Raw genomic sequence first — 25,855 nt, forward strand, 5'->3', positions numbered from 1 at the left:
GTGATTTCCAAATGCTCGGCGGCGAACCGTGAGGCATCGCCGGGAAGGTGTATCAGCTCTCTGATACGGGTTACGCAGCGCTTATCAAGGTCCCTGCACCACGCGCGGTGAAGAATTCGAGCAACATGGCGTGCGGGACGCGTCCGTCGAGCACGACGGCAGCCTCGCAGCCGGCCTCGACTGCGCTGACACAGGTTTCCAGCTTGGGGATCATGCCCCCGCTGATCGTGCCATCCTCGCGCAGCTTGCCGATGTCTTGCGGCGTCAGGTCGGTGAGCAGCTTGCCCTGCTTGTCGAGCACGCCGTCGACATCGGTCAGCAGCAGCAGGCGCGCTGCACCCAGCGCCGCTGCCAATGCGCCCGCCATCGTATCGGCGTTGATATTATAGGTATGCCCGTCCTCGCCGCTGCCGATAGGAGCGACAACCGGGATCATGCCCGAGGCCGTGACCTTCTCGATGATCGTCGTGTCGACCGCGCTGGGTTCGCCGACGAAGCCGAGGTCCAGCGCCTTCTCGATATTGCTTTCGGGGTCCTTGGTCGTGCGTTCGACCTTGCGCGCAGTCACCAGCCCGCCGTCCTTGCCCGACAGGCCGACCGCCTTGCCGCCAGCGCGCGCGATCGAGCCGACGATCGACTTGTTGATCGCGCCCGACAGGACCATTTCGGCAACCTCCGCCGTGGCCTTGTCGGTCACGCGAAGGCCGTCGATGAACTGGGTTTCGACACCGAGCTTTTCGAGCATCGCGCCGATCTGTGGGCCGCCGCCATGCACGACCACCGGGTTGATACCGACTGCCTTCAGCAGCACCACATCCTCGGCAAATTCGCGCGCGGCTTCATCGTCGCCCATGGCGTTGCCGCCGTATTTCACAACGAAGCTCCTGCCCGCATAGCGCTGGAAATAGGGCAGCGCCTCGATCAGCGTCTGTGCCTTGGTGCTGGCGTCGCTCAAATCCATCGTCCGGTACTCGGTCCCTGTTACGCTTGCCGGTGCACTAGCTGGCCTGCGACGAGGGGGAAAGAGTAACATCTGTTCGCGGGCCAACAGCTGCGCTAGGCCTGCGCCATGAGAAAGCTCCTTCCCTTGTTCGCCGCACTGCCGCTGGCAGCCTGCGCCTCGACGCCCGACCTGCCTGCCTTGCCGCAATCGCAGCAAGCCTTCTGGGACGCGCTGCAAAGCCATTGCGGCAATGCCTATCGCGGCGAACTCGCCAGCAGCGACGCGCGCGACAAGGACTGGCAGAGCCGCGCGATGATTGCGCATTGGGCCGAGTGCAGTGAGACTCGCATCGCCATCGCCTTTCATGTCGAGGAGGCGCCGTCCTCAAGCAGCGAAGCGTTAGGACAAACTGGCGGCTGGGACCGCTCGCGCACCTGGCTGGTCACCCGGACGTCGGACGGTCTTCGCCTGAAACACGATCACCGCCACGCAGATGGCGAGGAGGACGCGGTCACCCAATATGGCGGCGACACGCTGTCGGCGGGCACGGCGCGGGTCCAGGACTTCCCGGTCGATGCCTATTCGATCGCCCTGTTCGAGCGCGAGGGGCTGGATGCCTCGCTCACCAACGTCTGGCGCATGGAGGTCGATCCGGCAGGCAGCGGGAATGCGCGCTTCGCCTACCAACTCACACGGCGCAACGACCCGACCCGGCTGTTCCGCGTGGAATTCGACGCGCAACAGCCGGTTGCCCCGCCGCCCGCTGCCTGGGGCTGGTAGTCCCTAGTCGTCCCAGCCGTACTGGCGGCGGACTTCCGCGGCCATCACGGGCTCCATGTGATCGATCATGACGCGCACGGTGTAATATCCCTGCGCCACGCCGGTCCGGTCGACATAGCCCCAGTCGCTGATCGCGGTGATCGGCACGCGGACGAGATCGCCCAGCTTCCACCCTTCCGCATGCGGATTGTTCTTGAGCCGACCGGTCAGGTAGTCGCCATCGCGTTCGACCGTGCCGACCCAGATGTGCTCATAGCCTTCGAGCGGAAACTTGAAGACGAAGTTGCTTGCGCCTGCGGGCGGATTGTCGAGCAAGGCCAGGAACCGCGGTGCAGTCGCCTGTGCGTTGGCGATCGCGGCATTCATCTGCTCGTCGACGCTTTCGAATTCCATGATCGGATCGCCCTCGGCATCCTGTGCCGAGAGCGAAACCGGCGCGAGCATTAAGGCGGCGGCGAGGCTGGCTGCGCGGATCACTCGGGCTTTCCTCCGGTGATGCCGTAGCCGTCGACCGCTTCGCTCTCGACATAGCCGGAATGGTACATGTCCATATGGATCGTCCGCTCGGCAGGCTCGCTGCCGTTGCAGGTGACGATATAGGCGTCGACGATATTTCCGAAGGGACCGAGGCCGACATTGCCCGCGCGGGTAAACTCGGGACGGCTCAGGTCTTCGCAGCGCAAGCGCGAAAGATAGGCGCGCTGGCCCCGCGGCATCGACGCGCGCACCGGGTTCTCGAGCGAACCGAGCGGATATTGCGAAGCCTCTGCAAGCGCCTTGTCGAGCTCGGAGCCCTGCATCGCCGATTCCCCGGCCAGCATGCGCGTGAGATATGCATCGGTGTTGGCCTGCGTCGACGGCGCAACGGTGGTGACGCAGCCCGACAGCGCGAGCGCGGCAAACGGGGCAACAATGGCAAGCCGTAGTTTCATGTGATCCCTCCTGTTGCCAATGGTTTAGCGGCAGAGGTCTCGACCTGCCAGAGGCCAGGCCAGCATATTCTCGGCAAATTGTCCTGTGGGCCTAGTCGCGCGCAGGAGGGTATTGCGGCGCTGGGCCGTGATCGAGGCTCAGGCTTTCGAGCAGGCGGAAACGCTCTTCCGCCGGTATCCACTGCCAGATGTGCAAATAGCGCCCCCCGCCGGTCTGCACCCAGCCGATCTCCTCGCCGCGCCATTCGTGGAAGGTGTGGTGCGCTTCCTCCAGCATGCCCCAGTCACCCAGCCGGCTGATAGTCCGGCTTCCCGGCACGAGCAGGCGGCGGTTCTTGTAGCCTTCCGCTTCGCCGCCCGGTGCACGCCGAGCGCATTGCCTGCGCGAGCTTTCGACAATGTCTTCGGCACTGTCATGCGGCATGCCGACGAGGTCGTGCAGCATGCGGAAGTCGGGATGGAGCAGTTCGGCCACCGCATCGGGATCGCAGCCTTCGAAAAAGCCCCAGAACAGCTGCGCGTCATTGGCCTCTATCCGGGCCGTAGCCTCTTCGAGCGCGGGCATTGCAGGGGGCACTGCGGCAGCAGGCACGGCCTGTGCGAGCAGGAAGGCGGCGATAGCGGACATGATTTTCTCCCGTTGGTGTATCGTTTACATAATACACCAACGGGAGAGGTCAATACTATTGCGCTGTTCGCGTCGCAGCCGTGTCAGGCGGCGCGCGCTTTCGACACGATCGCAGTGATCTCGTCGAGCAGCGAGAGGCGCTGTTTCTTGAGCGCTTCGACCCGCTCGTCGCTGGCCGCCTCGGTCTCCGCTTCGATCCGGTGCACCTCGCGGTTCACCTCGTGATATTCGTCCGCGAGCCGCGCATAATGCGCATCGTCCCGCTTGAGCCGCGTGATCAGGTCACGGTCCCGCTTGAAGATCGTGGTGAGTTCATTGGGCGTGTGCTGCGACATGACGTGCATCCTTTTCGAAGTGTGTTGCAGCCCTCAGTAGTGCGGAGTGTACAGCCACTCCTTGCGCCAGATCAAATCGGGTAGCGCGCCGCCGGGAATTCTTGCGAGCGCGCGGGACGTCGCTATTGTCCCGCCGAGGATGGGAAAGATCGCACGCTTCAGGCCGAAACGACGCAGCTTACGGAGCAGGCGCAAGACCCTGGTGACATGGGCGCTGCTGGTCGCCCTCATCGCCGCCTGGCTCCTGCTCGGCGACCGGCTTGACCCGCCCGAGCCGGTGACCACGGTCGGCATGACCTTCCGCCTGTGCGGTACGCCCGGGCCCGGCCCCTGCGTGATCGATGGTGACACGCTGGCCATCGGCAATCGCCTCGTTCGCCTCACCGGTTTCGACGCGCCGGAGATGGATGGCGCGTGCAAGCTGGAGGTTGCGAAGGCCAATCGGGCGAAGCTCGAACTTCACCGGTGGCTCGCGAGGGGTCGCTTCGAGTGGACGGGCGGGACCGAACCGCCTTACGACCGCTATGGCCGCGAATTGCGAGAGGCGCGACGGGGCGACGATTTGCTGGCCGATCACATGATCGCGGCAGGCCTTGCCGAAGGCAGCGGCTGGGGCACATCGGCGGTAGACTGGTGCAGCGGGGACGGTGACTGAGCCCTTGCGTAGTGCGATATGGCCCCTCGCATGACACGGGTCAGCACCCCCGAGTGACCGCCCGAAAGCCTGCTTGCAAGGCTGCGCGGGCCGGAATGTTATCCCGATGCCTTCACCGGGCGATGTCGCGGTAGGGGCGCTTAATCGAAGCGCGCGTCGATCTCCGCAGCCAGCGATGCGAAATCTGCATGGCCGGTGACCGGAGTCACCCGTTCGGCCCACATGGCATCGATAGCCTCCGTCACCGAGGCGGGCAGGACTGTCGCATCGCTGCCCTTGGCCTGCACCTTGGTGGAATCGCTGCTGGCCGGAATGCCGAGCCGTTCTTCCATCACCGCGCAGACCAGCGCATCGTCGAAGCGGTCCTTGTGGTCGTGCATGAACTCGCGCGTGGTAGCGGCCATGACCATCTCGACCACCTCGTCCGTCGGCTCGATGCCGATCAGCTGGCCCATCGCGCGGATCATCGCGGGCTTGTTCTTCACCACCCAGCGATAGGTGGCGAGCAGCGTGTCGTCCTCTCCCGCCCTCGCGTACCAGCTCAGGAGGTGGGTGAAATAGTCGCAGCCGCCCGGTCCGCCGCCCATCCATAGCGGCATGAAGTCCTCAAGCGAGAACGCGCCTTTCTCGATATGCCAGCCATCGAAGAAGCGGTGCATGGAGACATAGGTCTCGTGCGGATCGCGCAAGGTCACGACATAGCGCGACCCAGCCGGCAGCCGCTCGTATTCGCGGTGCGACTTGAAGCCGCGCGGGGTCGCGCGCTGCTCCGCCGTCATGTCGAAATCGATCATGCTCGCGGTGTCTTCCCAGGGGACGACGCCGCTGATGTCGGTAAAGTCCATGTCGATGCCGCCGGTGGCATGCGCCATGCGCAGCTGGTGGAAGATCTGCTGGGTCAGCGTGGTGCCGCTCTTGGCCCAGCTGGTGATATAGACATCGGAAGGGCGCGGATCGATCGCATGATAGGGCTGCGGCGCACTTGCCTGCGCCAGCGAGCCCATATTGGCCCCGAATTCCTCAAGATTACGCGCCGGTCGCCCTACACCCAAAAGCATTGCCACTCTCCCCATGGGCGACCCGGGATGGCGAGCATGACAGGTGGGAGGGGGATTGGGAAGTGGGTGGAGTTTTTGTATTCCGAACCCGCCTCCGCGGGTTCGTCCTCGCTAGACGTGCGGAAAGCCGCACCCGCTGCGGGCGGGCGGTCGCCCTTGCGGTCGGCTGGTCGCCGTCCGGTACAACGCCCGATAGCCAGACCGGTTCTTGGTCGCGGCAGCCAAAGCGCGACTGCGCGTCGGCCGATTAGGCCGAAGCCAAGGAGCGCGGACGCGCTCCGCCCGGCGTTTGAGGGCGCAAACAAAAAACTCTTCCCCACACGCGCCGAGGGCAGCTTTCATCACTGCTTGGTTTTGAGAGCAGCTTCCGCTACCCGCGCCGCCCCAACAAGAGGAGGCGATCATGCCAGAATATCGTGACTACGACGCGCTCCCGTCCTTTCGAGCGGACCTCGAAACGGCGTAAGGGCTTCCCCAGCGAAACGCGCGTGAAGCGCGGACAGCGGACGATCAAAAACGGCGAAGTGGAACTGCTCGAGAAACTCGGGCGGAACGACCCATGCCCCTGCGGTTCGGGAACGAGATTTCAAGCGCTGCTGCATGAAGTCGGGCCGCTATGACGGCGCCGAACGGCGGGACTATTGGCGGTGAGAAAAGCGGGCGGGGCGAGAGCCTCGCTTGCGACCTTCCGAGGTCTAGATGTACGGCACGGGCAAAAGTCGAATTGGTTAGTTCAAAAGGGAATATAATCTACGTCCCATGAGGATCGGGTGATTTGCTCCAAGGCCGCCGTTAATTCTCTCGCCTTTTTCTGATCTTCTTTGATCGTTTTGTCGCTTGAAATTGTAACACTGCCCCAGTTAACGAAATCAAGCGAATAGGACGATGTCAAATCGTCAGCCAGATCGCTAAAATCATGGGACCGCAGCAAGTTCAGAAGGTCGTAAGCGCCAAATTGCTCCTTACCACCCGCCGACCCGGAATGCCTAAGAGCACTAAGATCACGTCGAAGGCTGGCGACCTCTTTGAAGATCGCTGCGGTCAACATCTCGTCGGATTTCGGACTGTTCGACAACTTATCGATTTCGATGGCGAAACTAAGTGGGCTTTCAATCGAACTCGGCGACTCTTCGCAGCTCTTAACCTGCTTCTGTAGCTCTGTCTTAGCCCGGTCGACACTGTCCAAATCTGTAAGGTCAACCTGAATCGCTCTAACTTGCGCGTTATCAAATGGGATCTTTTCTTTGGATCCGATGATATGCACGAATGGTTTCGCCGAACCGTGTCGAATTGCCAGCTCGTAGAAAACGTTTGGATTGCCCTCTGACAAGTCTGCGATGAGCAAATCTGCGTCGAGAATTTTTCGCACAATCTGATTAGTTATAATTCCTGGCTCAGAAAGGTGATCTGCTCGCTCGACCGAATAACCACGCGGCGATACGACGGGATGGATAACATACTTCAGCAGCTTATCAGCCCGCTTCCTTGTATCGCTTCCTTCTGAACCAATTGGAGAAATGACGAAGCAGACTTTTTCTTTATCAGCCACTCAACCTACTCCGCCGCCACAGCCCCTTCGCCGTCTTCGAACAGGCCCGGGCCGTCGTCTGCGGCTTCTTCCTCGTTCGCGGCCTTGGCGCTCTGGCGTTTGTCGAAGCTCGACCACACGTCGTTCCAGTTGCCCTTGGTCGCGCCCTTGGAATATTCGGTCGCGCGGGTTTCGAAGAAGTTGGCGTGCTCCACACCGTTCAAGAGCGGGGCGAGCCAGGGCAGCGGGTGGTCATCGACCATGTAGATCGGGTCGAGGTTGAGCTGGCCCAGGCGCCAGTCGGCAATGTAGCGGATGTACTTCTTGATATCCTTCGCCGTCATGCCGGACACGGGGCCCATTTCGAAGGCGAGGTCGATGAAGTTGTCCTCCAGCCGCACCGTCTTCTGGCAGATGTCGATGATGTCTTCCTTGACCGCCTTGGTCAGGCAGTCGCGCTCGCGCACGAACTCGTGGAACATGCGGATGATGCCTTCGCAGTGGAGGCTTTCATCGCGTACCGACCAGCTGACGATCTGCCCCATGCCCTTCATCTTGTTGAAGCGCGGGAAGTTCATCAGCATGGCGAAGCTGGCGAACAGCTGCATGCCTTCGGTAAACGCGCCGAACATGGCGAGCGTGCGAGCAATGTCTTCATCATTGTCGACGCCGAACTGCTGCATGTAATTGTGCTTGTCGGCCATTTCCTCGTAATCGAGGAAGGCGCTGTATTCGCTTTCCGGCATGCCGATCGTGTCGAGCAGGTGGCTGTATGCCGCGATGTGCACCGTTTCCATGTTGGAGAACGCGGTGAGCATCATCTTCACTTCGGTCGGCTTGAACACGCGGCCATACTTGTCGTGGTAGCAATCCTGCACCTCGACATCGGCCTGGGTGAAGAAACGGAAGATCTGCGTGAGCAGGTTACGCTCATGCTCGGTCAGCTTCTGCGCCCAGTCGCGGCAGTCTTCGCCCAGCGGCACTTCTTCCGGCATCCAGTGGATCTGTTGCTGGCGTTTCCAGAATTCATAGGCCCAGGGATATTCAAAGGGCTTGTAGGTCTTTCTGGCTTCGAGCAACGACATCTTGTGTCTCCGGCGTTTGTGTTCAGCGACTCATATAGGGAATCACAGGCCGGATTCGAAGGCAAGGACATATGATTCGGCGGGGATAAGACTGGATAAGTTTTTCGGACCCCGCCTGCCTCGGCGCTTGCCCGCATGACTCTGCGCTTTTCCGGTCTTTCGTCACGCGGCCGCCTGGCCGGGAAACCTCGCAAGCGCGCTCCATTTGCGACGAGTTGCGGAACGACAAAGGCGTCCAAGCCGTTGGTTGTGCAAAGGAGTTACCAATGTCCGATCAAGCACCAGCAAACGAGCAGCAGCAGGATCAGCCGCAGGGCGCCCAGCCCGGCGACCAGCAGCAGGCGCTTCACGCACAGACTGGGGGACCGCGACCGGAATACGACCAGTACGAGGTCAACCAGGCCGGCAACATCAACAAGCAGGCCGACGCGCAGCAGGGCTATGGCAATGCCCGCGACAACAGCGGCCAGATGGAGCAGGATGTCGCCACCGGCAACCTCGGCAAGCAGCAGCTGCACCAGTGCGACGATTTCGATGGCAACAGTCAGCCGGGCGAGATTTCGCAACGGCCCGATACGCGTGCCGCAGCCGATGCCGACAGGCCGCTCGGCGAAAGCTGACACGAGTTTCACAGTTCGGGGCTAAGCGGATTTGTCCGGTTTTCCCCTTTTGCGGGCAAGTCTCGCAACCCCGGCGCCCCGCCCCTCAAAAGGCGGGGCGTCATACGTTTTACGCCATGTACTTTGACCGATAGCCGGACGCGCAGCCGCTATCCGGGCTGCATCACCTGCGAGATGTAGAGAAAGAGGCCGGTCGAGACGAGCAAGGCGAAAGCAAAGCCGATCTTGGCCTCGCGCGGGTAGACGGTCGGCCCGGGCTCCACAGGTTCCTCGCCACCTTCATCCTCCTGTGCGCGCTCCTTGTTCTGTGAGAACAGGAGCACCGCAGCGACCGCTGCCGGCGCGAGCGAAAGGTCGTCGGCGCTGACGACATCGACAAGGATAACCGGCAGCGCGAGCTGGAGCGACATTTGGAAGGATGCGTAGAGAACGCGCAGGAAATCGAATGGCTCAGGCTTCTCGTTCTGTCTCCAATGCAGGTCGCGGATGTCGTCGGGGTGGACCTCTTCACGCCCGAGCAGACGATCGATGCGCCACTGCCAGTAGGAATATCTGAGGTGCGGCCAGCTTTCGAAAGTTAGCGCGAAGAGAAACGCGGCGAGTACCCACCCCAGGCTCCAGCCGCTGATCCCGTGAAATAGCGCGAGAAAATCGTCCATCGCGAATGTCTAATCCTCCGCACATTCGTTGACCAGTCCACATAACTCACAACCCGTGCACCAGCTTCGACGAAGCGTGGACCGATACCCGTTGCCGCCCGTTGGTAAGGTATAAGCAACGCAAAACAAAAGGGTTTTACATGTTTGAGAAGCTACGCATCAAGGAACATATGGAAGTCGCCAACTGTGAAGGTCTCCACGTCGGGACCGTCGACGAAGTGAAGGACGACGCCATCAAACTGACCAAGTCGGACAGCTCGGACGATATGCACCACTTCCTTTCGCTGGATGACGTCGAGAAGATCGACGACAACCGCATCTACCTGAAGGAAGGCGCACGCATTCCCGAAGGTCTCGGCAACAAGGCAGTCATGGAAGACGCCTAAACCGAACTAGCCGGATCCAATCCGGTCATGAAAAAGCCCCGCTCTCCGAACTGGAGGGCGGGGCTTTTGCTGTGCCTTGTCGGCCTTACTGGCAGGCGAGGCATTCCTCGTAATCGGTCTGCTCTGCGGCCAGTTCGTACTTCGCTGCATCGGCAGTGTTGTCGGCCTCCACGCCGCCGGCGAAACCGGCGCGCTGCACCGACTTCGAGCGGAGGTAGTAGAGCGACTTGATGCCCTTCTCCCACGCCTGGAAGTGCAGCATCATGAGGTCCCACTTGTCGACGTCGGCCGGGATGAACAGGTTCAGCGACTGCGCCTGGTCGATATAGGGCGCGCGATCGGCAGCGAATTCGAGCAGCCAGCGCTGGTCGATTTCGAAGCTGGTCTTGAAGGTCGCCTTCTCTTCCGGCGTCAGGAAGTCGAGGTGCTGGACGCTGCCGCCCTTTTCCAGGATCGAATTCCAGATCGCGGTCGAGTTCTTGCTCTTCTTGTCGAGCAGCTTTTCCAGATACGGGTTCTTCACGATGAAGCTGCCCGACAGGGTCTTGTGGGTGTAGATGTTCGCCGGGATCGGCTCGATGCAAGCCGAGGTGCCGCCGCAAATGATGCTGATCGAGGCGGTCGGTGCGATTGCCATCTTGCAGCTGAAACGCTCCATCGCGCCCATTTCTTCTGCATCGGGGCATGCGCCGCGTTCTTTCGCGAGCATCATCGATGCTTCCGAAGCCTTGCCCTGGATGTGCTTGAACATCTTCAGGTTCCAGACCTTGGCCATCGGGCTTTCGAAGCCGATGCCCTTCTGCTGTAGGAAGGAGTGGAAACCCATCACGCCGAGGCCGACGCTGCGTTCGCGCATGGCCGAATATTTGGCGCGCGCCATCTCGTCGGGTGCGCGGTCGATATAGTCCTGCAGGACGTTGTCGAGGAAACGCATGATGTCCTCGATGAACTGCTTTTCACCGTTCCACTCGTCCCACTTCTCGATGTTGAGCGAGGACAGGCAGCAGACCGCGGTGCGGTCGTTGCCCAAGTGGTCGATGCCGGTCGGCAGGGTGATTTCGGCGCACAGGTTCGAGGTCGAGACCTTGAGGCCGAGATCGCGGTGATGCTTGGGCATCATGCGGTTCACCGTGTCCGAGAACACGATGTAGGGCTCGCCCGTGGCAAGGCGGGTTTCGACGAGCTTCTGGAAGAGCGAGCGCGCGTCGACCGTCTTGCGGACGCTGCCGTCCTTCGGGCTGACGAGGTCGAATTCCTCGCCCGCGCGGACCGCTTCCATGAAGGCATCGGTAACCAGCACGCCGTGGTGCAGGTTCAGCGCCTTGCGGTTGAAATCGCCCGAAGGTTTGCGGATTTCGAGGAATTCCTCGATTTCCGGGTGGTTGACGTCGATGTAGCAAGCAGCCGATCCGCGGCGCAGCGAGCCTTGCGAAATAGCCAGCGTGAGGCTGTCCATCACGCGCACGAAGGGAATGATGCCGCTGGTCTTGCCATTGAGGCCGACCGGCTCGCCGATGCCGCGCACATTGCCCCAGTACGTGCCGATGCCGCCGCCCTTGGACGCGAGCCACACGTTCTCGTTCCAGGTGTTGACGATACCGTCGAGGCTGTCGGACACCGAGTTGAGATAGCAGGAGATGGGCAGGCCGCGCGTGGTGCCGCCGTTCGAAAGAACCGGCGTTGCGGGCATGAACCACAGCTTGGAAATATAATCGTACAGGCGCTGCGCGTGATCGGCATCGTCCGCGAAATAGTCAGCGACGCGGGCGAACAGGTCCTGATAGGTTTCGCCGGGAAGCAGGTAACGGTCTTCGAGTGTTTCCTTGCCGAATTCGGTCAGCAGGTCGTTACGGCTGTCGTCCGTCTTCACGTCGAAGCGGCGGTCGAGGACCTTCTTGCTGTCTTCCTTGACGGCAGCCTTGGCGACTTCGGCCATGGCGCCAGCCATGGCTTCGCCAGCCTTTTCGGCCACGAGTTCTTCGCTTCCTGCGTCTTTCTTTTCCATGGCCACTGCCTTTTCCGGCTTCGTTTTCGCCTTGGCGGGAGCGGTGTCTTCGACAGAATCTTCCATGTCCAGATCCAGACCCATCGCCGCTTCGTCTCCGCTCTTGAAATCCATCGTGTGCCCCACCGTTTGTATGACCGCGGCGAGACTGTTCCCCCCGCCCGTTCGCTCTGCCATCGAGTCGGAGAATGTGTTCTCCCGACTAGCATCGAATGCGCTGGGAGATGACGAAAACTTATCCAGTTTTCTCCACAGGACCGGGCCCAATCCGCCTCAGACCCCATATGGGGACTGAAGGAGAAATCGCTAGGTCTTGTAGGTACCCCCAGGCAACCGACCACTAGATACTGAATCAGAGACCTCCCGGGCGCAAGAGGGTCAACACGATTTTAACCGCTGCGATATGCACATGGGGTCGGTGTGTCATGATGATGCAACGCAGCGACGCGTGGACCAAGCTGGCTTTGCGAGATCGCAAGCCCAAAAATGAATCAGTGAAAAAAATTTTGCGGGCACAATCGGTGGGCCGGGGCTTGTGAATCATTCGAATCGGGGCCGGAAATTTTGTTGCTCGCCGGGCCGGGGAGTGCCAGCCTGACGGCCATGCTCGAAGCTATCGATCCGGACATTCTGGCCATGCTGCGCACACGCCATGCAGAGCCGCAGCGCCACTACCACGACTGGACGCACATCACCGCCCTGCTGGGCCACCTGAAGCGGGTGGAGGATCGAATCGCGGACGTCCGGGCAGTGCTGCACGCGATCCTGTTCCACGATGCGATCTACGATCCGCAGGCCAAGGACAACGAGAGGAGGAGCGCCGACCTGCTGGTCGAAACGGGCCCGCCCATCGAACGGCCCACGCTCGAGCTCGCGCGCAGCATGATCCTTGCGACCGAAGGCCATCATCTTCCCGAAGCCCTTGCCGGGAGCGAGAGAGGCGACACTGCCTATTTCCTCGACATGGACCTCGCGATCCTCGGCGCATCGGAAGAGCGCTTCGACATTTACGAGGGCCAGATCAGGCGGGAGTATGCGCACGTGCCCGACGATCGGTACCGGGAAGGTCGCGCCGCCGTGCTGCGCGGCTTTGCCGCAAGAGAACGGCTCTATTTCAGCGATTGGGGGCGGGAAAGCTTCGAAGACCGGGCCCGGGAGAACCTTGCCAGGTCGCTCGGCAAGCTCGCCCGATAAACCCTGGCGGACAGCAAAACTTCGACGCCACCTCGTCCCGCAGTTCCGGGGTGACGCCGAAGCTTTTCCGGCCGGGGGTGACCGGAATCTGCAGTGGCTTTACTGCGCGGTCGTGTTCGCGAGGTATGTGCCCAGTGCGATCACTTCACGCTCTTCGGGTCCACGTGCGAGCCTCGCCTCTTCAAGAGCGGCAAGCTCTTGCGTGAGCTCTTCCATCGAACGCCGGTTGTCCGCGAAAATGATATTCGCCTGGAAAACCTGGTCCTCGCCGAGAGCCGTCGGGAAGGTATCGAGTGAGCGCAAACCGCTTACCGCACGCACCGACACGCGGTCGATCCGCTTGTCGCCGGAAGCACGATAGATCCTGGCGTTGGCGGGGTCGCCTTCTTCATCACGCTCGAAACGCACGATGGCGATCCCGTTGCCGGTATGCACGTTGCTGCGATCGGCGATCCGGTTGATCTGGCGGTCAAAGTCGCGGGAGACCTTCTTTACAGCCTGCTCGACCGGAACACTGGGTGTCACGACGATCTGTGAAGTTGCCGGGACGGCAAGAATTGCGGCGCTAACCGCAGTGGCGAGTGAAATTGCAAAAAGCTTGTTCATTGTGATCATCCTTCATCAAGAGAGATGATCGGCCGCAGAGAGTTACGCTTTGATCGCGACAGTCCAATCTTATCAATTAGCGATGACGGTCATTGGTCGATCCAGTCGTTCCGGCTGCGGGACCGGTTGACGAGGGGAAAAATGAACCTGCGCAAGGTCGTTGTCAAATCGCGTTGGATTGTGTGTCGCATAAGGGCAAACTGGCAATTTCCTGTCTTCAGGCGACAAGCTTCGCCAAGCCCGCTGATGCCAAATCACCCATTCCCGGCAGCATGTGATCGCTTGCCAGCAAGCGACTCGATGCAGCCTCTGGATGTCGTTCGACCCGTTCGTCGAACGGCTTCAACACTCGTCGACTGGCTTCGTCAGTTGGTCGCCTGGCGGGCGTGTCCAGCAATGTGACCGGCCAGCGGATCGACCAGCTCCAGTGGCAGGTCATGCCCCCAGCCGGGGATGGTCTCGAGCTTCGCGCCGGAAATGCATTCGGCCGTTTCCCGCCCACCTTCGCAAGGCACCAGCGGGTCGTCCTCGCCATGAAGGACGAGCGTCGGGACGGTGATATCCTTCAACATCTCGCGGCGGTCGCCATCGGCGACGATCGCGGACAGGTGCCGTGTCGGACCTTCCGGATAAAAGCTGCGGCGCACACTGGTGCGCGTGCGTTCGCGCAGGCGGTCTTCGGGCGAAGGATAGCCCGGCGAACCGATGGTGCGGGCGAGCATGATGCCGTGGTCGACAAGGACGTCCTCGTCATTGCTCTTCGGGCGGGTGACCAGCGCCTGCAGGGCCTCCTTCTTCGCCGGGGGCAGTTTGGGATTGCCGGTGGTCGAGAATATCTGCGTGAAGCTGAGGCAGCGTTCGGGATATTTGGCAGCGACATGCTGCGCGATCATGCCGCCCATGCTGGCGCCGACGATATGCGCCTTCTCGATATCGAGCGCATCGAGCAGCCCGATGCCATCGGCCGCCATGTCGGCCAGCGTGTAAGGCACCCTGGGCGTGAGCCCGAGCTTCGACATCAAGGTCATCTTCACGAGGCCCGGTGCTTTCACACCGTCGAACTTGTGGCTCAGCCCGATGTCGCGATTGTCATAGCGGATCACCCGGTAGCCATGACCAGCCAGCGCCTCGACCAGCTCGTCGGGCCACAGGGTCAGTTGCGCGCCGAAGCCCATGATCAGCAGCATCGCAGGATCAGCGGGATCGCCATGCTCTTCATAGTGGATGTCGATCCCGTTGGCGGTGACCTTGGGCATTGCGGCGCTCTCCTCCTGCTGTGACGCCATCGCAATAGGCACGAGAGTGCCGCACTTGTCCACCCGATTGCGCCGCAGGCTTGGTCCATGCGATTTATAGTAAATCAAAAGTAAATATAGAACTATTCATTGTCGCTAATCTACAATTCATTTTGCATGGCGATGATAGTATTTTGAACGTGGGCCGGGGAAGCGACGGAAATGGATTCTATCGACCGCAGGACGGAGGCCCGCAGCCCGACACGCGACACCGTCACTTTCGAAGTCGGCGGGCAGACTTTCGATGCCAAGATGCGCAACCTGTCCCAGTCCGGATGCATGATCGAATGCAGTGACGCAGAGGCGGAAATCGGCCAGTTTTGCGAAATCGTGCTCCGGCCCGAATTCCCGGCCAGTGGCCTCATCGCATGGCAGCTCGGCGCCGCCCTTGGGATTGCCTTCCACCAGCCGGTACCCACCGGGATTGTGCGCAATTACGCGCTGGACGACTGGATGCTCCGCCGCGCAGCGAACTCCTGACCTCGTGCTGCACCCCTAATTCATAAGTAAAACTGACCTGAATTCAGTACTATCCGGCCATCTACTAATAGTTGATCGGTTTTGTCGCTTTCTTCCAAGCGCGCCGAGCAGCCTTGCGGCATAAATGATGGCGAAATGACGGATGGGGTTAGGGACAAGAGGAAAGCCGAAAGGCTTTGCGTTTCCGCTGAGGTGCGTTGCAGCGCCCTCGGCTCCGTCACGCATGACGCCCTGAATGATATCTCGCTGGGCGGTTGCATGCTGACCGGTATCGAAACCACCCTGCCCACCGGAACGCCAGTGGATATCCGCCTGCTAAAAGGCGTCGAGGTCGCAGGTATCGTCCGCTGGAATGCTCCCGGAAAGATCGGCGTGGAGTTCCGTGATCCGCTGTCGAAAGCCGCGCTGATGTATTTCACGCTCGACGACATGCCGGCAGGCAATCCGGTCGCGCTAGACCATTTCGGCCGCAGGCTCCCGCCTCTGTCGCGCCTGCGCGGCCCTGCCTGAGCGGTCGACTACCCAGAAATCGGAACGAGCTGGATAAGCGAGTGCCCTTCGATCCAGTCGTAGGAATTGCACGTCACGCGCACGGATAGGTACTGCTGGCCGCCGCTTTGCAACAGGCCCCTGTAACCGAGCGAGACGAAGCTGCATTCGGACACACCCTCGACACTGTCTTCGAAGACGTCGCGCGTCTTGATGGGCGCCAGCCTTTCCGCATCGACGACGCTTCGCGCCATGGCCTGCACGGATTGCACGTAGCGTTTGCGCGCAGGGGCGACCTGCAGCTCGAACACGCGTTCTGGATCAAGAGTTGCTTTCAACGTGCCGTCCTTGGCCGCGCCAATCGGCGCAGGCTTGTCATTCGCCATGGGCTCCACCGGCAAGCCATCGAATTGCGCGAGGATCTCATAAGGATTGACCGCAAGTGGATTATCGTCAGTCGTGACTTCCCAGACGCTCGCCTGCGTTTCCGGATTCCAGTCGCTATCGCGCCTTGCGGCGTGGACCGGCCAGAATGTTTCCTCGCCCGTCTGCGGATCGATCGCCACCAGCCAGGTCTCGCTTCGCTGCGACATGTGCAGGCCCAGATTGTCCCGCGATGTGCGCAGCACGAAGACCCGGTCCTTCGACATTCCGAATAGCGTGTCGGTGATGACGACCACGTCGGGCGGGGTCGCACGCGAGACCGAGGGCAGGGCCACTGCCCCCAGCAACGCGATTGCCGACAGCAGGGCCAACTTGAAGGTCAGGGGGCGATAAGCTCTCATCCCGCCTTCCTGCCGCGGGCGACCTTTACGGCACCAGAACGGTATCGCGCGCCACGCTGTCGGTTTCGGGATAATCGAGGATGAAATGCAGGCCGCGGCTCTCGTGCCGCCTGAGCGCGCTTTTCACGATCAGCCCCGCGCAGTCGAGCAAATTGCGCAGCTCGATCAGGTCGGTCGTGACACGGAAGCTGCCGTAATAATCCTCGACTTCCTGCCGCATCATTTCGATCCGGTTGCCCGCACGCTCCAGCCGCTTGGTCGTGCGCACGATGCCGACATAGTTCCACATGAAGCGGCGGATCTCGGTCCAGTTCTGCTTGATGACGACTTCCTCGTCGGAATCGGTCACGCGGCTCGCATCCCAGGGGCGGATCTCGGGCGGATCATCGAGCTTGTCCCAGCACGCAAGGATGTCCTTGGCCGCCGCCTCGCCGAATACGAAGCATTCGAGCAGGCTGTTCGAGGCAAGACGGTTTGCGCCGTGTAGCCCGCTCTCGGTGCATTCGCCTGCTGCCCAGAGGCCGGGCAGGTCGGTCTTGGCATCGAGCCCGATCTTCACACCGCCGCAAGTGTAATGCTGCGCCGGCACGACGGGGATTGGCTGCGTGGTCATGTCTATGCCAAGACCCATCAGCTTTTCGTGGATCGTGGGGAAATGCTCCTTCACGAATTCGGGCGGCTGGTGGCTGATATCGAGGTGGACATAGTCGAGGCCGTAGCGCTTGATCTGGTCGTCATTCGCGCGCGCCACGATATCGCGCGGGGCGAGCTCCATGCGCTCCTTGTCGTACTGCTCCATATAGCGCTCGCCCGTCACCGGGTTGAACAGCCGCCCACCCTCGCCGCGCACCGCCTCTGTGATCAGGAAGTTCTTGACCTCGAGATTGTAGAGGCAGGTCGGATGGAACTGCATCATCTCCATGTTGGAGACGCGCGCACCGGCACGCCAGGCCATGGCGATCCCGTCGCCCGTCGCACCGCGAGGAGCAGTCGAGAAGAGATAAACGCGGCCCGCCCCGCCCGCCGCGAGCACGGTGGCGCGCGCGACATGGCTGACAACCTCGCCGCTTTCCTCGTCGAGAGCATAGGCACCCCAGACGCGGCCCGAGCCGGAATATTCTTCCTGGTTGCGGCCGGTGATGAGGTCGATGCAGCTCTGGTGCGGCAGCAGGGTGATATTCGGGTTTTCTTCCGCCGCCTTGAGCAGTGCTGCCTGGACCGCCCAGCCTGTGGCATCGTCGACATGGACGATCCGGCGGTGCGAATGGCCGCCCTCGCGCGTGAGGTGCAGGTCCCCGTCGTCGCGATTGAAAGGCACGCCGAGTTCGCACAATCGGTCGATCGCCTTTGGCGCGCGTTCGATCACGAATTCGACCGTCTCGAGGTCGTTGAGCCCTGCGCCGGCGACCATGGTGTCACGGATGTGGTTCTCGAAGGTGTCGCCCGCATCGAGCACGGCGGCGATGCCGCCTTGGGCCCATGCGGTCGATCCACTGGTCAGCTTGCCCTTGGCAAGGACGAGCACTTTCTTGGTCTGCGCCAGTTCGAGCGCGGCGGTGAGTCCGGCTGCACCCGAGCCGATGACGAGGACGTCGTGTGTCTGGTCTGTCATGCCAGCGTCATGCCCATCGCAACATCACGCGGCAAGTAGAGAACGACTCGCCGAAAACGCAGTTAACGCATGGCTAACGCGCGTTATCGCGCGAATCGACAGGGAACGGGACTTAAGAGGGTCGCAAACAATATGAAAATGGGACTGCTAGCCTGCGCGTTCGGGCGTCACCGCGTTGATTCCGCCAACATGCGCAAGGCGGGTGGCATGCATGTCGGCAAATGTCGTTGCTGCAAGGCACCGATGGAAGAGGTCGAGCCGCATGTCTGGGAAGTGCTGCGCGTCAAGGACGCCGGCCTCGGACCGCGCAGCTTCGGATAATTCGAATCGATCCCCGGCGCGGGGTCAGCCTGCGCCGGTCAGCTGCACGAAGACGTCTTCGAGATCCGCCTCGCGGGTGGTGACATCCTCGATACCGTATCCATGTGACTGCACCAGCGCGAGCACCTGGCCCGCGCTCGCCTTGTCGCGATCATAGGTGATGTCGAGCCGGCGCGGTTCGACTACCTCGGCCTTCAGGAACGCTTCTTCCATGATCGGGCCGCCAAGGTCCTTGTCGACGCTGACCGACACGATTTTCTCGCGCGCCATGCCGACCAGTTCGCGCGTCGGCTTGTTGGCGATGAGTTCGCCGTGATTGATGATCGCGATCCGGTCGCACAGCTGTTCGGCCTCTTCGAGGTAATGCGTCGTCAGGACGACCGTCACACCCTCGGCATTCAGCTCCTGCACCAGCTCCCACAACTGGCGGCGTAGCTCGACGTCCACACCCGCAGTCGGCTCGTCGAGCACGAGGATCGGCGGAGAATGCACCATGGCCTTCGCGATCAGCAGGCGGCGCTTCATCCCGCCCGACAGCGTGCGGGCATAGGCATCGCGCTTGTCCGACAGGTGCACTGCTGCAAGCAGGTCCTCGCTGCGCCGATCCGCCTTGTCGATGCCGTAGAATCCGCCCTGGTTTTCCAGCACTTCGTAAGGCGTGAAGAAGGGATCGAAGACGATCTCCTGCGGCACGATCCCGATCGAACGCTTGGCATTGCGCGTGTTGGCATCGATGTCGAAGCCCCAGATTTCCGCGCTGCCCGACGTCTTGCGCACCAGCCCTGCAAGGATGTTGATCAGCGTCGACTTGCCCGCACCATTGGGTCCGAGCAGGCCGAACACACCGCCTTGCGGCACATCGAAGCTAACGCCTTTCAAGGCCAGCTTGCCCTCGTCGCCGGGCCCGTTCGGGGCATAGCGCTTGACGAGATTGTCGATCCTGATTGCTGGCGGGGTAGTCATATGCGTCACCTAGGCTCTTGAGCCACTCCGTCAAACCCATTATCGGCACCACCCATGAGTCTGCCTCCTCCCGAAGTGTCCAAGGTCACCACGCGCAGCGTGTGGTGCGACGGTGCAACCGATATCCGCAGCGGCGAAAAGTATCGCGCGGCCGCGCTCGGGCATCCCAAGGTCTACCTGCAGATCGACGAGCATGGCTATGTCGACTGCGGCTATTGCGACCGCCGCTTCGTGCTCGAAGGCGGTCCTGCCGATGGCGTCGACCAGTCGCAGCTGATGGACATTTCCGAAGGCGGCGATCCCGGCCATCGCTAGGCGGACACTCTAAGTCCTCGCCAACCGGCGCGGCGCTTCCTAAGTAGGGGGCATGACCGCACCGATTACCGATCCGCTCGCACTCGTCTACGGCAACAAGCTCTCGCCCGAAGAGGCGCAAGGGCTGACCCGCAAGCTGCTTTCATCCTGCGATGACGGCGAGCTTTACCTCCAGTTCATCGCGTCGGAAGCCTTCGCCTTCGACGACGGCAAGCTGAAGACTGCGGACTACTCGCGCGATTCCGGCTTCGGCCTGCGCGGCGTTTCGGGCGAGACCACCGGCTTTGCCCATGCGAACGAGATTAGCGCCGCCGCCATCCAGCGCGCAGGCGAAACGCTGCAACTGCTCGATCCGACGAGCAGTCCGCTCGCCGCCCCGCCCGAGCGCACCAACCGCCACCTTTATACCGACGTCTGCCCGCTCGACCTCGTGCCGTTCGAAGAGAAGGTGGCGCTGCTCGAGAAGATCGATGCCGTCGCCCGTGCCAAGGACCCGCGCGTGGCGCAGGTTTCCGCCAGCCTGCTCGCCAACTGGAGCGTGGTCGAGATTGTCCGTCCCGACGGTTACACAGCGCGCGACATCCGGCCGCTGGTGCGCCTCAATATCCAGGTCGTCGCCGAGCAGAACGGCCGCCGCGAGACTGGCTTCTTCGGGCTTGGCGGACGCTATCTCTACGACCGCCTGTTCGACGAAGGCCAGTGGATGCGCGCCATCGACGAGGCGGTCCGGCAGGCCATGGTCAATCTTGACAGCATTGCCGCACCGGCAGGCGAACAGACCGTGCTGCTCGGCCCCGGCTGGCCCGGCGTGCTGCTGCACGAAGCGGTTGGCCACGGGCTCGAAGGCGATTTCAACCGCAAGGGCACGAGTGCCTTTTCGGGCCGCATCGGCGAGCGCGTTGCCGCACCGGGCGTGACGGTGATCGACGATGGCTCGATGGCCGGACGCCGCGGTTCGCTCAGCATCGACGACGAGGGCACGCCGACACGCGAGACCGTGCTGATCGAGGACGGCATCCTCAAGGGCTATATGCAGGACCGCCTCAATGCCCGCCTGATGGGTGTCGAGGCGACCGGCAACGGACGCCGCGAAAGCTACCAGCACGCGCCCATGCCGCGCATGACCAACACCTTCATGCAGGGCGGCAACGACGATCCGGAAGAACTGCTCGCCCGCATGGACGATGGCATCTACGCCACCAGTTTCGGCGGTGGGCAGGTCGACATCACCAGCGGCAAATTCGTCTTCGCATGCACCGAGGCCTACAAGGTCGACAAGGGCAAGATTGTCGCCCCGATCAAGGGCGCGACGCTGATCGGCGACGGCCCCAGCGTCCTGACCCGGGTCAAGGGCATCGGCAACGACATGGCCCTCGACGAAGGCATCGGCATCTGCGGCAAGGGCGGACAGAGCGTGCCGGCAGGCGTAGGCCAGCCAACGCTGCTCATTGACGGCATCACGGTAGGCGGCACGGGCTGACGCGCGAGTCGTGCAACTCATCGCAGGTTCAGGCGTATCCTGATACAAGGTAACACTCACAAGTACCGGAGACTCACCATGTTCAAACGCCTTGCCCTTTCGGCCGCAGCCATCGGCCTCCTTGCTGCACCCGCTGCCCACGCGGACGAGCACGAGGGTGCCGACAAGGAAATGACCAAGGGCGAAAAGCGGCTCGCCAAGATGCTCGAAGGCCGCGTTGCCGGTGAGCCTGAGCGCTGCATTCGCACTATTGGTTCGCGCTCGATCACCCAGATCGACGACACCGCGCTCGTTTACGAACGAGGCGACACGATCTGGGTCAATTACACCAAGACGCCCGATGCGATCGACGACATGGACTACCTCGTCATCCGCAAGTTCTCGTCGACACAGCTGTGCAAGACCGACCAGGTCGAGACCTACAGCCGCGGCGGGGATTTCTTCTCCGGCGTGATCTTCCTTGATGACTTCGTGCCCTATCGCAAGGTCGACAGCGAAGGCTAAGCGCCCCGCCAGTGCGCGCTGCGCTCCAGCCCTGGCAGCAGGCCATCCTGCATACCTGGTTCGAGAAACTCGGGCCGTCGGATTGGTTCGCCTCGTCCGAAGCGGTCGACGCAATGCTGCGCGACCGTTTCGGCGAGGTGCTGGAGCGTGAGGGCCACCACGGTCCCGGCCATTTCCTCTCCAACAGCGACGGGGCTCTGTCTGCGATCATCCTGTTCGACCAGATCCCCCGCAATATCCATCGCGGCACTGCCAGGGCCTTCGCGTGGGATCCGCTCGCGCAAGCGCTGGCGCGCGAATTCGCAGCGCGCGGCTTGCTCGAGGTGGAAGCGCCCCAAAGGTGCCAGTTCGCGCTGATGCCATTGATGCACAGCGAGGCACTGACCGATCAGGAGCTGTCGCTACAGCTCTTCGGCCGTTTCGCCCCGGGCTCGCTCGAATACGCGCAGTCGCACCACGAAATGATCGAACGGTTCGGTCGCTTTCCGCACCGCAACGAAGTGCTGGGGCGCGAGACGACGGCCGAAGAACAGCGCGCCATCGATGCAGGCTTCAGCTGGTAGTCGAAGCGTAGAATTCGCACAGGTGCGAGACCGGACAGCCGCCGCACTTCGGGCTACGCGCCGTGCAGATGCGTTTGCCGAACTGGATCAGCCAGAAATGCCCGTCTCCCATCGCCCAGTCGGGTGAGCGCTCTTCGAGCTGCTGCGCCGTCCTGTCGGCAGCCTTCGCATCGGTCAGCCCGATCCGGTTGCATACCCGGTGCACATGCGTATCGACCGCGATGACGTCCTTCCCAAAAGTAAAACTCATCACGATGTCGGCGCATTTGCGGCCGATCCCGGGCAGGCTCATCAGCCCCTCCCGCGTGCTCGGCACCACTCCGCCATGCTCCGCCAGCAATGCCTCGCAGAAGCGACGGATCGAGCGCGTCTTGTTGTTGTAGAGCCCGCACGGCTTGATCGCCGCCGCGATATCGCGGTCGTCCAGTTCGAGCATTTCCTCGGGCGTCGTTGCCAGCGCGAAAAGCGCGCGGGCCGCCGCAGCCGTATTCCGGTCGAGCGACTGCGCGGACAGCATGCAGGAAATGCACGAGCGAAACGCGTCGGGCTGGCCCTTCGGGCCTTTTGCCCCGCGCGTTCGCCCCGGCATTTCCCGCGCGAGGATGCGGTAGACCTCCTCGACTGCGTGCGCGTCCAGCAAGGTTCAGGCCGGAAGCGGGTCGTCGACCTTTTCCAGCGAAGGATAGTCCGTGTAGCCTTCCGCTCCGCCGCCGTAGAACGTGTCTTCGTCGGGTTCGTTGTAGGGGCCATCCTGCGCGATGCGCGCGGGCAAGTCGGGATTGGCAAGGAAGAGGCGGCCGAACGTGATGGCGTCGGCATCGCCGCTAGCGATCCATGCGGCCGCTTCCTCGGGCGAAAAACCGCCGTTCGCGATGAAGGGTCCGTCGAACGCGGCGCGCATATCCTTGACGATCTTGTCCCCGCTCTCGTCCTTGCCTTGGCCGCTGTGGGAATTGGGCCGGATGACATGGAGATAGGCGAGCCCGCGCCCGGCCAGAGCCTTTGCCGCGGCAGGATAGGTTTCGCCCGGGTTCGCATCCTCGGTCCCGCCAGGTCCGCCTTGCGGCGACAGGCGCACGCCGACCCGGTCCGCTGGCAATTCCTCGCACACGGCCTCGACCACTTCGCGCATCAAACGCAGGCGGTTTTCGAGGCTGCCTCCGTAGTCGTCGTCGCGGCAATTGGTGGCCGAGCGGAGGAACTGGTCGATGAGGTAATTGTTCGCGCAATGCACTTCCACACCATCGAAACCAGCCTCGGCAGCGCATTTTGCGGCGTGGCGATAGTCTTCGATAAGGCCTGGGATCTCGTCCGTGCGAAGCGCGCGCGCTTCCTCGAACGGCACTTGCGGGCCATCTTTATGACGGTCGCCGACGAAGGCCTGTCCCTCCGGCGTCCAGGCGCTTGCCGACACAGGCTGCGCTCCGCCCGGCTGGAACACCGAATGGCTGATCGCCCCGACATGCCAGAGCTGGCAGAAAATCCGCCCCCCTGCATTGTGCACCGCATCGGTTACCGGCTTCCAGCTTTCGACCTGGCCTTCGGTGAAGATGCCGGGGGTCCAGGCATAGCCTTGTCCCTGCTGGCTGATTTGCGTCGCTTCGGAAACGATGAGGCCGGCTCCTGCGTGCTGGGCGTAATACAGCGCGTGCAATCCCGTCTGCTCGTTGGTCTTGGCTTCGGAACGGCTGCGCGTGAGCGGGGCCATGAAAATGCGGTTGGGCGCTTCGAAGGCGCCGATGGTGACGGGGTCGAAGAGGGGTTTCAGATCGGCGTTTTCGGTTGTGATCGACATGATATCTCCAGAAGGATGTTTAGCCGATCAACGGCTGAGCGAGCCGCCGCGTTCCTTACCGGTCAGGTAACATTGGCCGACCTGCCCCGGCTTATGCACGGTCAATCCGCGCGCTTTTCTTCCCACCGCCTGATGCCCGGGAGGCTGACCACGAATTCGCCCAGCGCACCGATGAGCATCAGCGCGCTGCCTCCGATGAACAGCCAGACGCCAGCGGTTTGAAGCGAACTGAAGCTGGGTAGGAAGAAGACGCTTCCCACAACGAAGGTCAGATTCCCGATCATGCCGATTCCCCGGTGAATCCAGCCGAAATCATGAAGCAGCGTTTGCAGAAATTCGCGAATGGGTATTCTCCTGTCTTTCATTCTTGTCTTATCCGGACTGTGCCATGCCGGTCTTGCAGAATGATTGAGCCGGACAGGCCGCGCACTGCGGCGCAGCGGGCCGACACCACGTCTGCCCCAGCTTCTTCATCAGCAGGTGATGCTCGTCGAAATCGGCGCCGTCCCATTCTTCGGGCATGACCGGCATGATGGCCTCGAACGCCCGGTCGGTGCTGGCCTTGGGCGGCACCAGCCCCATGCGTTGAAGGATGCGCGTGTGATGCCCGTCAAGAACGATGGCGCGGCGGTCGAGCGTGCTGGCATTCATCACCCCGGCGGCAATCTTGCGCCCGATGCCGGGAAGCTGTTCGAGCCAGCGCATGGCGGGAAGCGTGTCCATATCGGCAAGGTGCGACAGATCGACCGACCCGCGCAATTCGACCAGCGCAGACAAGCTACCCTTCAGCCTTTCGGCGGCGATATTGGGATAGGTCTGCGTGGCGAGTTCGGCCTGCAACTCTGCCAGCGGCGCCTCGGCAACCGCCTCCCATGAACCGTAGCGTTTCAGCAGCCGGTCGGTCGCAGCATTCGAGACTTCGGACTTGGTCCGCGCCCCGATCACGCCCTGCACCAGCACCCATTCGGGCTTGCGCCATTCCGCTGCCGCCCGTTCGATCCGTCCGAAGCGCTGGACCAAGAGCGCCTGCAAGCGGCGCAGGGTTTCGGTACGCGGGTCGGGACCTAGCGGAAGCTGCATTGGCACGGCTCAGTTGTCGGCGAAACGTTCGACGAAATCGCCAACCCCCTCCATGTCACCGAAACCGAAGATGTAGGCCACCTCGACGGTATCGGAAAAATCGAGGCCGCCCGCTGCCACGGCCGGGTTCACATAAGCGGCCTTGGGATTGTGATAATCGGACAGTCGCTTGGCCTCGGTCCAGATCGGTCCCACGACCGGGTCGGACAGGAGCGCCTGCCAGTGCGAACCGTCTTCAGTATTAAAAGCGGGTGAGCCATTGTCGGGAAAATTGCCGTCCTGCACCCGGTGATAGCGCGTGTTGTAGACCACCGTTTGCATGGCTTCCTTGCTGCTCATGCTCTCGTTCCAGTAACTGTGTTGCACCACGTGGACACTCGTCCACATGGTGCGCGGCAGCTTCTCGACCGCCGCTGCTGTCACATCGGACTGGCCGGCCTCGGCTACCCAGACGCGGCCGCCTGCGGCGATCGTGGCCTGCATTCGGCTTGCAAGCCTGTCGATGGTTTCGCCGCGGCGAAGGTGAGCGTCGAGCCAGTTGTCGCCAAAAGCGAGATCGAAGAGCTCTGGCGCCACCAGGTACTCGCCGCCCTGCGAGCCATAGGCGCCCGAGGTCGCGATATAGTCGACGCAGGCGAAATCGGGATGCTTGAGCACCGATCCCAGACCTGCAACGGCCTGGAGATCGTCGACGTCCGGCTTACTGTCGTAATTGGCAACCAGCAGGTCACGCGAGGTGTCGAACAAGCCGATCATGCC

At 62.1% G+C, this 25,855-nt stretch carries 33 protein-coding genes; 13 read left to right on the top strand and 20 right to left on the bottom strand.

Annotation, left to right across the window (positions count from 1 at the left end):
• Nucleotides 1-70: 70 nt before the first annotated feature.
• Nucleotides 71-961, bottom strand: a complete 891-nt coding sequence (argB, locus tag K3136_RS07280; protein ID WP_221429685.1) for an acetylglutamate kinase — start codon at nt 959-961, stop codon at nt 71-73.
• 108 nt (nt 962-1,069) lie between these two features.
• On the opposite strand from argB, the gene K3136_RS07285 reads away from it, so the two are divergent.
• Nucleotides 1,070-1,723, top strand: coding sequence for a hypothetical protein (locus K3136_RS07285; protein ID WP_221429686.1), 654 nt, complete (start codon nt 1,070-1,072; stop codon nt 1,721-1,723).
• 3 nt (nt 1,724-1,726) lie between these two features.
• Here the strand turns inward: K3136_RS07285 and K3136_RS07290 are convergent, their stop codons facing one another.
• From K3136_RS07290 to K3136_RS07305, 4 genes are all read right to left on the bottom strand, one after another.
• On the bottom strand, nt 1,727-2,200 hold the full coding sequence (locus K3136_RS07290; protein WP_221429687.1) for a DUF2314 domain-containing protein: 474 nt from the start codon (nt 2,198-2,200) through the stop codon (nt 1,727-1,729).
• Entirely contained in the window at nt 2,197-2,655 is a 459-nt protein-coding gene (locus K3136_RS07295; RefSeq protein ID WP_221429688.1) for a hypothetical protein, read from the bottom strand. The genes K3136_RS07290 and K3136_RS07295 overlap by 4 nt, the downstream gene beginning before the upstream one ends.
• Before the next feature lie 91 nt (nt 2,656-2,746).
• Nucleotides 2,747-3,283, bottom strand: a complete 537-nt coding sequence (locus tag K3136_RS07300; protein ID WP_221429689.1) for a DUF4440 domain-containing protein — start codon at nt 3,281-3,283, stop codon at nt 2,747-2,749.
• Nucleotides 3,284-3,366: 83 nt separating this feature from the next.
• Nucleotides 3,367-3,618 (bottom strand): HP1242/YdcH family protein, encoded by a 252-nt coding sequence (locus tag K3136_RS07305; protein WP_221429690.1) that lies wholly within the window; start codon nt 3,616-3,618, stop codon nt 3,367-3,369.
• Nucleotides 3,619-3,757: 139 nt separating this feature from the next.
• On the opposite strand from K3136_RS07305, the gene K3136_RS07310 reads away from it, so the two are divergent.
• Nucleotides 3,758-4,273: a thermonuclease family protein gene (locus tag K3136_RS07310; RefSeq protein ID WP_221429691.1), complete on the top strand. Its 516-nt coding sequence runs from the start codon at nt 3,758-3,760 to the stop codon at nt 4,271-4,273.
• Nucleotides 4,274-4,413: 140 nt separating this feature from the next.
• On the opposite strand, the gene K3136_RS07315 is transcribed toward K3136_RS07310, so the two are convergent.
• On the bottom strand, nt 4,414-5,331 hold the full coding sequence (locus K3136_RS07315) for a sulfotransferase domain-containing protein (RefSeq protein ID WP_221429692.1): 918 nt from the start codon (nt 5,329-5,331) through the stop codon (nt 4,414-4,416).
• A 524-nt stretch (nt 5,332-5,855) separates the two neighbouring features.
• Between K3136_RS07315 and K3136_RS14185 the strand changes: the two genes are divergently transcribed.
• The gene (locus K3136_RS14185; RefSeq protein ID WP_425594367.1) at nt 5,856-5,951 is read left to right on the top strand and encodes an SEC-C metal-binding domain-containing protein; all 96 of its coding nucleotides are present in this window, start codon (nt 5,856-5,858) and stop codon (nt 5,949-5,951) included.
• A gap of 113 nt (nt 5,952-6,064) precedes the next feature.
• On the opposite strand, the gene K3136_RS07325 is transcribed toward K3136_RS14185, so the two are convergent.
• Together K3136_RS07325 and K3136_RS07330 are read right to left on the bottom strand one after the other, a co-directional pair.
• Nucleotides 6,065-6,880: a hypothetical protein gene (locus K3136_RS07325; RefSeq protein ID WP_221429694.1), complete on the bottom strand. Its 816-nt coding sequence runs from the start codon at nt 6,878-6,880 to the stop codon at nt 6,065-6,067.
• 5 nt (nt 6,881-6,885) lie between these two features.
• Nucleotides 6,886-7,944: a ribonucleotide-diphosphate reductase subunit beta gene (locus K3136_RS07330; protein WP_221429695.1), complete on the bottom strand. Its 1,059-nt coding sequence runs from the start codon at nt 7,942-7,944 to the stop codon at nt 6,886-6,888.
• Nucleotides 7,945-8,210: 266 nt separating this feature from the next.
• On the opposite strand from K3136_RS07330, the gene K3136_RS07335 reads away from it, so the two are divergent.
• Nucleotides 8,211-8,564 carry a hypothetical protein gene (locus K3136_RS07335; RefSeq protein ID WP_221429696.1) on the top strand — a complete coding sequence of 118 codons (354 nt, stop codon included), beginning with the start codon at nt 8,211-8,213 and terminating at the stop codon, nt 8,562-8,564.
• Between the two features lie 149 nt (nt 8,565-8,713).
• On the opposite strand, the gene K3136_RS07340 is transcribed toward K3136_RS07335, so the two are convergent.
• Entirely contained in the window at nt 8,714-9,223 is a 510-nt protein-coding gene (locus K3136_RS07340) for a hypothetical protein (RefSeq protein WP_221429697.1), read from the bottom strand.
• Nucleotides 9,224-9,363: 140 nt separating this feature from the next.
• Between K3136_RS07340 and K3136_RS07345 the strand changes: the two genes are divergently transcribed.
• Nucleotides 9,364-9,609: a DUF2171 domain-containing protein gene (locus tag K3136_RS07345; protein ID WP_221429698.1), complete on the top strand. Its 246-nt coding sequence runs from the start codon at nt 9,364-9,366 to the stop codon at nt 9,607-9,609.
• An 85-nt stretch (nt 9,610-9,694) separates the two neighbouring features.
• Here K3136_RS07345 and K3136_RS07350 read toward each other — a convergent pair whose 3' ends face one another.
• The gene (locus K3136_RS07350) at nt 9,695-11,728 is read right to left on the bottom strand and encodes a ribonucleoside-diphosphate reductase subunit alpha (RefSeq protein WP_221429699.1); all 2,034 of its coding nucleotides are present in this window, start codon (nt 11,726-11,728) and stop codon (nt 9,695-9,697) included.
• A 489-nt stretch (nt 11,729-12,217) separates the two neighbouring features.
• On the opposite strand from K3136_RS07350, the gene K3136_RS07355 reads away from it, so the two are divergent.
• On the top strand, nt 12,218-12,808 hold the full coding sequence (locus K3136_RS07355) for an HD domain-containing protein (protein ID WP_221429700.1): 591 nt from the start codon (nt 12,218-12,220) through the stop codon (nt 12,806-12,808).
• A 99-nt stretch (nt 12,809-12,907) separates the two neighbouring features.
• On the opposite strand, the gene K3136_RS07360 is transcribed toward K3136_RS07355, so the two are convergent.
• Nucleotides 12,908-13,414: an energy transducer TonB gene (locus K3136_RS07360; protein WP_221429701.1), complete on the bottom strand. Its 507-nt coding sequence runs from the start codon at nt 13,412-13,414 to the stop codon at nt 12,908-12,910.
• A 365-nt stretch (nt 13,415-13,779) separates the two neighbouring features.
• Nucleotides 13,780-14,670, bottom strand: coding sequence for an alpha/beta fold hydrolase (locus tag K3136_RS07365; RefSeq protein ID WP_221429702.1), 891 nt, complete (start codon nt 14,668-14,670; stop codon nt 13,780-13,782).
• Between the two features lie 201 nt (nt 14,671-14,871).
• Between K3136_RS07365 and K3136_RS07370 the strand changes: the two genes are divergently transcribed.
• The gene (locus K3136_RS07370; protein ID WP_221429703.1) at nt 14,872-15,189 is read left to right on the top strand and encodes a PilZ domain-containing protein; all 318 of its coding nucleotides are present in this window, start codon (nt 14,872-14,874) and stop codon (nt 15,187-15,189) included.
• A 135-nt stretch (nt 15,190-15,324) separates the two neighbouring features.
• Nucleotides 15,325-15,699 (top strand): PilZ domain-containing protein, encoded by a 375-nt coding sequence (locus K3136_RS07375; protein WP_247711305.1) that lies wholly within the window; start codon nt 15,325-15,327, stop codon nt 15,697-15,699.
• Between the two features lie 8 nt (nt 15,700-15,707).
• Here the strand turns inward: K3136_RS07375 and K3136_RS07380 are convergent, their stop codons facing one another.
• Together K3136_RS07380 and nadB are read right to left on the bottom strand one after the other, a co-directional pair.
• Entirely contained in the window at nt 15,708-16,463 is a 756-nt protein-coding gene (locus K3136_RS07380) for a hypothetical protein (protein ID WP_221429705.1), read from the bottom strand.
• A 25-nt stretch (nt 16,464-16,488) separates the two neighbouring features.
• Entirely contained in the window at nt 16,489-18,075 is a 1,587-nt protein-coding gene (gene nadB, locus K3136_RS07385) for an L-aspartate oxidase (protein ID WP_221429706.1), read from the bottom strand.
• 138 nt (nt 18,076-18,213) lie between these two features.
• Between nadB and K3136_RS07390 the strand changes: the two genes are divergently transcribed.
• The gene (locus tag K3136_RS07390) at nt 18,214-18,396 is read left to right on the top strand and encodes a hypothetical protein (RefSeq protein ID WP_221429707.1); all 183 of its coding nucleotides are present in this window, start codon (nt 18,214-18,216) and stop codon (nt 18,394-18,396) included.
• 24 nt (nt 18,397-18,420) lie between these two features.
• Here the strand turns inward: K3136_RS07390 and K3136_RS07395 are convergent, their stop codons facing one another.
• Nucleotides 18,421-19,359, bottom strand: a complete 939-nt coding sequence (locus K3136_RS07395; RefSeq protein WP_221429708.1) for an ABC transporter ATP-binding protein — start codon at nt 19,357-19,359, stop codon at nt 18,421-18,423.
• 54 nt (nt 19,360-19,413) lie between these two features.
• On the opposite strand from K3136_RS07395, the gene K3136_RS07400 reads away from it, so the two are divergent.
• The 4 genes from K3136_RS07400 to K3136_RS07415 all read left to right on the top strand — a co-directional run bounded on the left by K3136_RS07400 (nt 19,414) and on the right by K3136_RS07415 (nt 22,221).
• The gene (locus tag K3136_RS07400) at nt 19,414-19,674 is read left to right on the top strand and encodes a zinc-finger domain-containing protein (protein ID WP_221429709.1); all 261 of its coding nucleotides are present in this window, start codon (nt 19,414-19,416) and stop codon (nt 19,672-19,674) included.
• 52 nt (nt 19,675-19,726) lie between these two features.
• Nucleotides 19,727-21,154 (top strand): metalloprotease TldD, encoded by a 1,428-nt coding sequence (gene tldD, locus K3136_RS07405; protein WP_221429710.1) that lies wholly within the window; start codon nt 19,727-19,729, stop codon nt 21,152-21,154.
• 78 nt (nt 21,155-21,232) lie between these two features.
• A complete protein-coding gene (locus K3136_RS07410; protein WP_221429711.1) occupies nt 21,233-21,658 on the top strand; it encodes a hypothetical protein in 426 nt (141 codons plus the stop codon).
• An 11-nt stretch (nt 21,659-21,669) separates the two neighbouring features.
• Entirely contained in the window at nt 21,670-22,221 is a 552-nt protein-coding gene (locus K3136_RS07415; protein WP_221429712.1) for a DUF924 family protein, read from the top strand.
• Here the strand turns inward: K3136_RS07415 and K3136_RS07420 are convergent.
• The 5 genes from K3136_RS07420 to K3136_RS07440 all read right to left on the bottom strand — a co-directional run bounded on the left by K3136_RS07420 (nt 22,211) and on the right by K3136_RS07440 (nt 25,852).
• Nucleotides 22,211-22,861: an endonuclease III domain-containing protein gene (locus K3136_RS07420; RefSeq protein ID WP_221429713.1), complete on the bottom strand. Its 651-nt coding sequence runs from the start codon at nt 22,859-22,861 to the stop codon at nt 22,211-22,213. The two genes, K3136_RS07415 and K3136_RS07420, sit on opposite strands and share 11 nt — an antisense overlap.
• 3 nt (nt 22,862-22,864) lie before the next feature.
• Nucleotides 22,865-24,016, bottom strand: coding sequence for an alkene reductase (locus K3136_RS07425; protein ID WP_247711306.1), 1,152 nt, complete (start codon nt 24,014-24,016; stop codon nt 22,865-22,867).
• Nucleotides 24,017-24,117: 101 nt separating this feature from the next.
• Nucleotides 24,118-24,381, bottom strand: a complete 264-nt coding sequence (locus K3136_RS07430; protein WP_282099888.1) for a YrhK family protein — start codon at nt 24,379-24,381, stop codon at nt 24,118-24,120.
• A gap of 7 nt (nt 24,382-24,388) precedes the next feature.
• Entirely contained in the window at nt 24,389-25,096 is a 708-nt protein-coding gene (locus K3136_RS07435; protein WP_221429714.1) for an endonuclease III domain-containing protein, read from the bottom strand.
• A gap of 9 nt (nt 25,097-25,105) precedes the next feature.
• Complete coding sequence (locus K3136_RS07440) at nt 25,106-25,852, bottom strand: hypothetical protein (RefSeq protein ID WP_221429715.1); 747 nt, start codon at nt 25,850-25,852, stop codon at nt 25,106-25,108.
• Nucleotides 25,853-25,855 lie beyond the last annotated feature (3 nt).

The organism is Qipengyuania gelatinilytica (assembly GCF_019711315.1).
In the GTDB taxonomy this organism is placed as follows: domain Bacteria; phylum Pseudomonadota; class Alphaproteobacteria; order Sphingomonadales; family Sphingomonadaceae; genus Qipengyuania; species Qipengyuania gelatinilytica.

What these genes read in the sequence shown, in the direction of transcription:
- argB (WP_221429685.1), bottom strand. Translation starts at nt 961, where the DNA reads ATGGATTTGAGCGACGCCAGCACCAAGGCACAGACGCTGATCGAGGCG.
- K3136_RS07285 (WP_221429686.1), top strand. Translation starts at nt 1,070, where the DNA reads ATGAGAAAGCTCCTTCCCTTGTTCGCCGCACTGCCGCTGGCAGCCTGC.
- K3136_RS07295 (WP_221429688.1), bottom strand. Translation starts at nt 2,655, where the DNA reads ATGAAACTACGGCTTGCCATTGTTGCCCCGTTTGCCGCGCTCGCGCTG.
- K3136_RS07300 (WP_221429689.1), bottom strand. Translation starts at nt 3,283, where the DNA reads ATGTCCGCTATCGCCGCCTTCCTGCTCGCACAGGCCGTGCCTGCTGCC.
- K3136_RS07305 (WP_221429690.1), bottom strand. Translation starts at nt 3,618, where the DNA reads ATGTCGCAGCACACGCCCAATGAACTCACCACGATCTTCAAGCGGGAC.
- K3136_RS07310 (WP_221429691.1), top strand. Translation starts at nt 3,758, where the DNA reads ATGGGAAAGATCGCACGCTTCAGGCCGAAACGACGCAGCTTACGGAGC.
- K3136_RS07315 (WP_221429692.1), bottom strand. Translation starts at nt 5,331, where the DNA reads ATGCTTTTGGGTGTAGGGCGACCGGCGCGTAATCTTGAGGAATTCGGG.
- K3136_RS07330 (WP_221429695.1), bottom strand. Translation starts at nt 7,944, where the DNA reads ATGTCGTTGCTCGAAGCCAGAAAGACCTACAAGCCCTTTGAATATCCC.
- K3136_RS07335 (WP_221429696.1), top strand. Translation starts at nt 8,211, where the DNA reads ATGTCCGATCAAGCACCAGCAAACGAGCAGCAGCAGGATCAGCCGCAG.
- K3136_RS07340 (WP_221429697.1), bottom strand. Translation starts at nt 9,223, where the DNA reads ATGGACGATTTTCTCGCGCTATTTCACGGGATCAGCGGCTGGAGCCTG.
- K3136_RS07345 (WP_221429698.1), top strand. Translation starts at nt 9,364, where the DNA reads ATGTTTGAGAAGCTACGCATCAAGGAACATATGGAAGTCGCCAACTGT.
- K3136_RS07350 (WP_221429699.1), bottom strand. Translation starts at nt 11,728, where the DNA reads ATGGATTTCAAGAGCGGAGACGAAGCGGCGATGGGTCTGGATCTGGAC.
- K3136_RS07355 (WP_221429700.1), top strand. Translation starts at nt 12,218, where the DNA reads ATGCTCGAAGCTATCGATCCGGACATTCTGGCCATGCTGCGCACACGC.
- K3136_RS07360 (WP_221429701.1), bottom strand. Translation starts at nt 13,414, where the DNA reads ATGAACAAGCTTTTTGCAATTTCACTCGCCACTGCGGTTAGCGCCGCA.
- K3136_RS07365 (WP_221429702.1), bottom strand. Translation starts at nt 14,670, where the DNA reads ATGCCCAAGGTCACCGCCAACGGGATCGACATCCACTATGAAGAGCAT.
- K3136_RS07370 (WP_221429703.1), top strand. Translation starts at nt 14,872, where the DNA reads ATGGATTCTATCGACCGCAGGACGGAGGCCCGCAGCCCGACACGCGAC.
- K3136_RS07375 (WP_247711305.1), top strand. Translation starts at nt 15,325, where the DNA reads ATGACGGATGGGGTTAGGGACAAGAGGAAAGCCGAAAGGCTTTGCGTT.
- K3136_RS07380 (WP_221429705.1), bottom strand. Translation starts at nt 16,463, where the DNA reads ATGAGAGCTTATCGCCCCCTGACCTTCAAGTTGGCCCTGCTGTCGGCA.
- nadB (WP_221429706.1), bottom strand. Translation starts at nt 18,075, where the DNA reads ATGACAGACCAGACACACGACGTCCTCGTCATCGGCTCGGGTGCAGCC.
- K3136_RS07390 (WP_221429707.1), top strand. Translation starts at nt 18,214, where the DNA reads ATGGGACTGCTAGCCTGCGCGTTCGGGCGTCACCGCGTTGATTCCGCC.
- K3136_RS07395 (WP_221429708.1), bottom strand. Translation starts at nt 19,359, where the DNA reads ATGACTACCCCGCCAGCAATCAGGATCGACAATCTCGTCAAGCGCTAT.
- K3136_RS07400 (WP_221429709.1), top strand. Translation starts at nt 19,414, where the DNA reads ATGAGTCTGCCTCCTCCCGAAGTGTCCAAGGTCACCACGCGCAGCGTG.
- tldD (WP_221429710.1), top strand. Translation starts at nt 19,727, where the DNA reads ATGACCGCACCGATTACCGATCCGCTCGCACTCGTCTACGGCAACAAG.
- K3136_RS07410 (WP_221429711.1), top strand. Translation starts at nt 21,233, where the DNA reads ATGTTCAAACGCCTTGCCCTTTCGGCCGCAGCCATCGGCCTCCTTGCT.
- K3136_RS07425 (WP_247711306.1), bottom strand. Translation starts at nt 24,016, where the DNA reads ATGTCGATCACAACCGAAAACGCCGATCTGAAACCCCTCTTCGACCCC.
- K3136_RS07430 (WP_282099888.1), bottom strand. Translation starts at nt 24,381, where the DNA reads ATGAAAGACAGGAGAATACCCATTCGCGAATTTCTGCAAACGCTGCTT.
- K3136_RS07435 (WP_221429714.1), bottom strand. Translation starts at nt 25,096, where the DNA reads ATGCAGCTTCCGCTAGGTCCCGACCCGCGTACCGAAACCCTGCGCCGC.
- K3136_RS07440 (WP_221429715.1), bottom strand. Translation starts at nt 25,852, where the DNA reads ATGATCGGCTTGTTCGACACCTCGCGTGACCTGCTGGTTGCCAATTAC.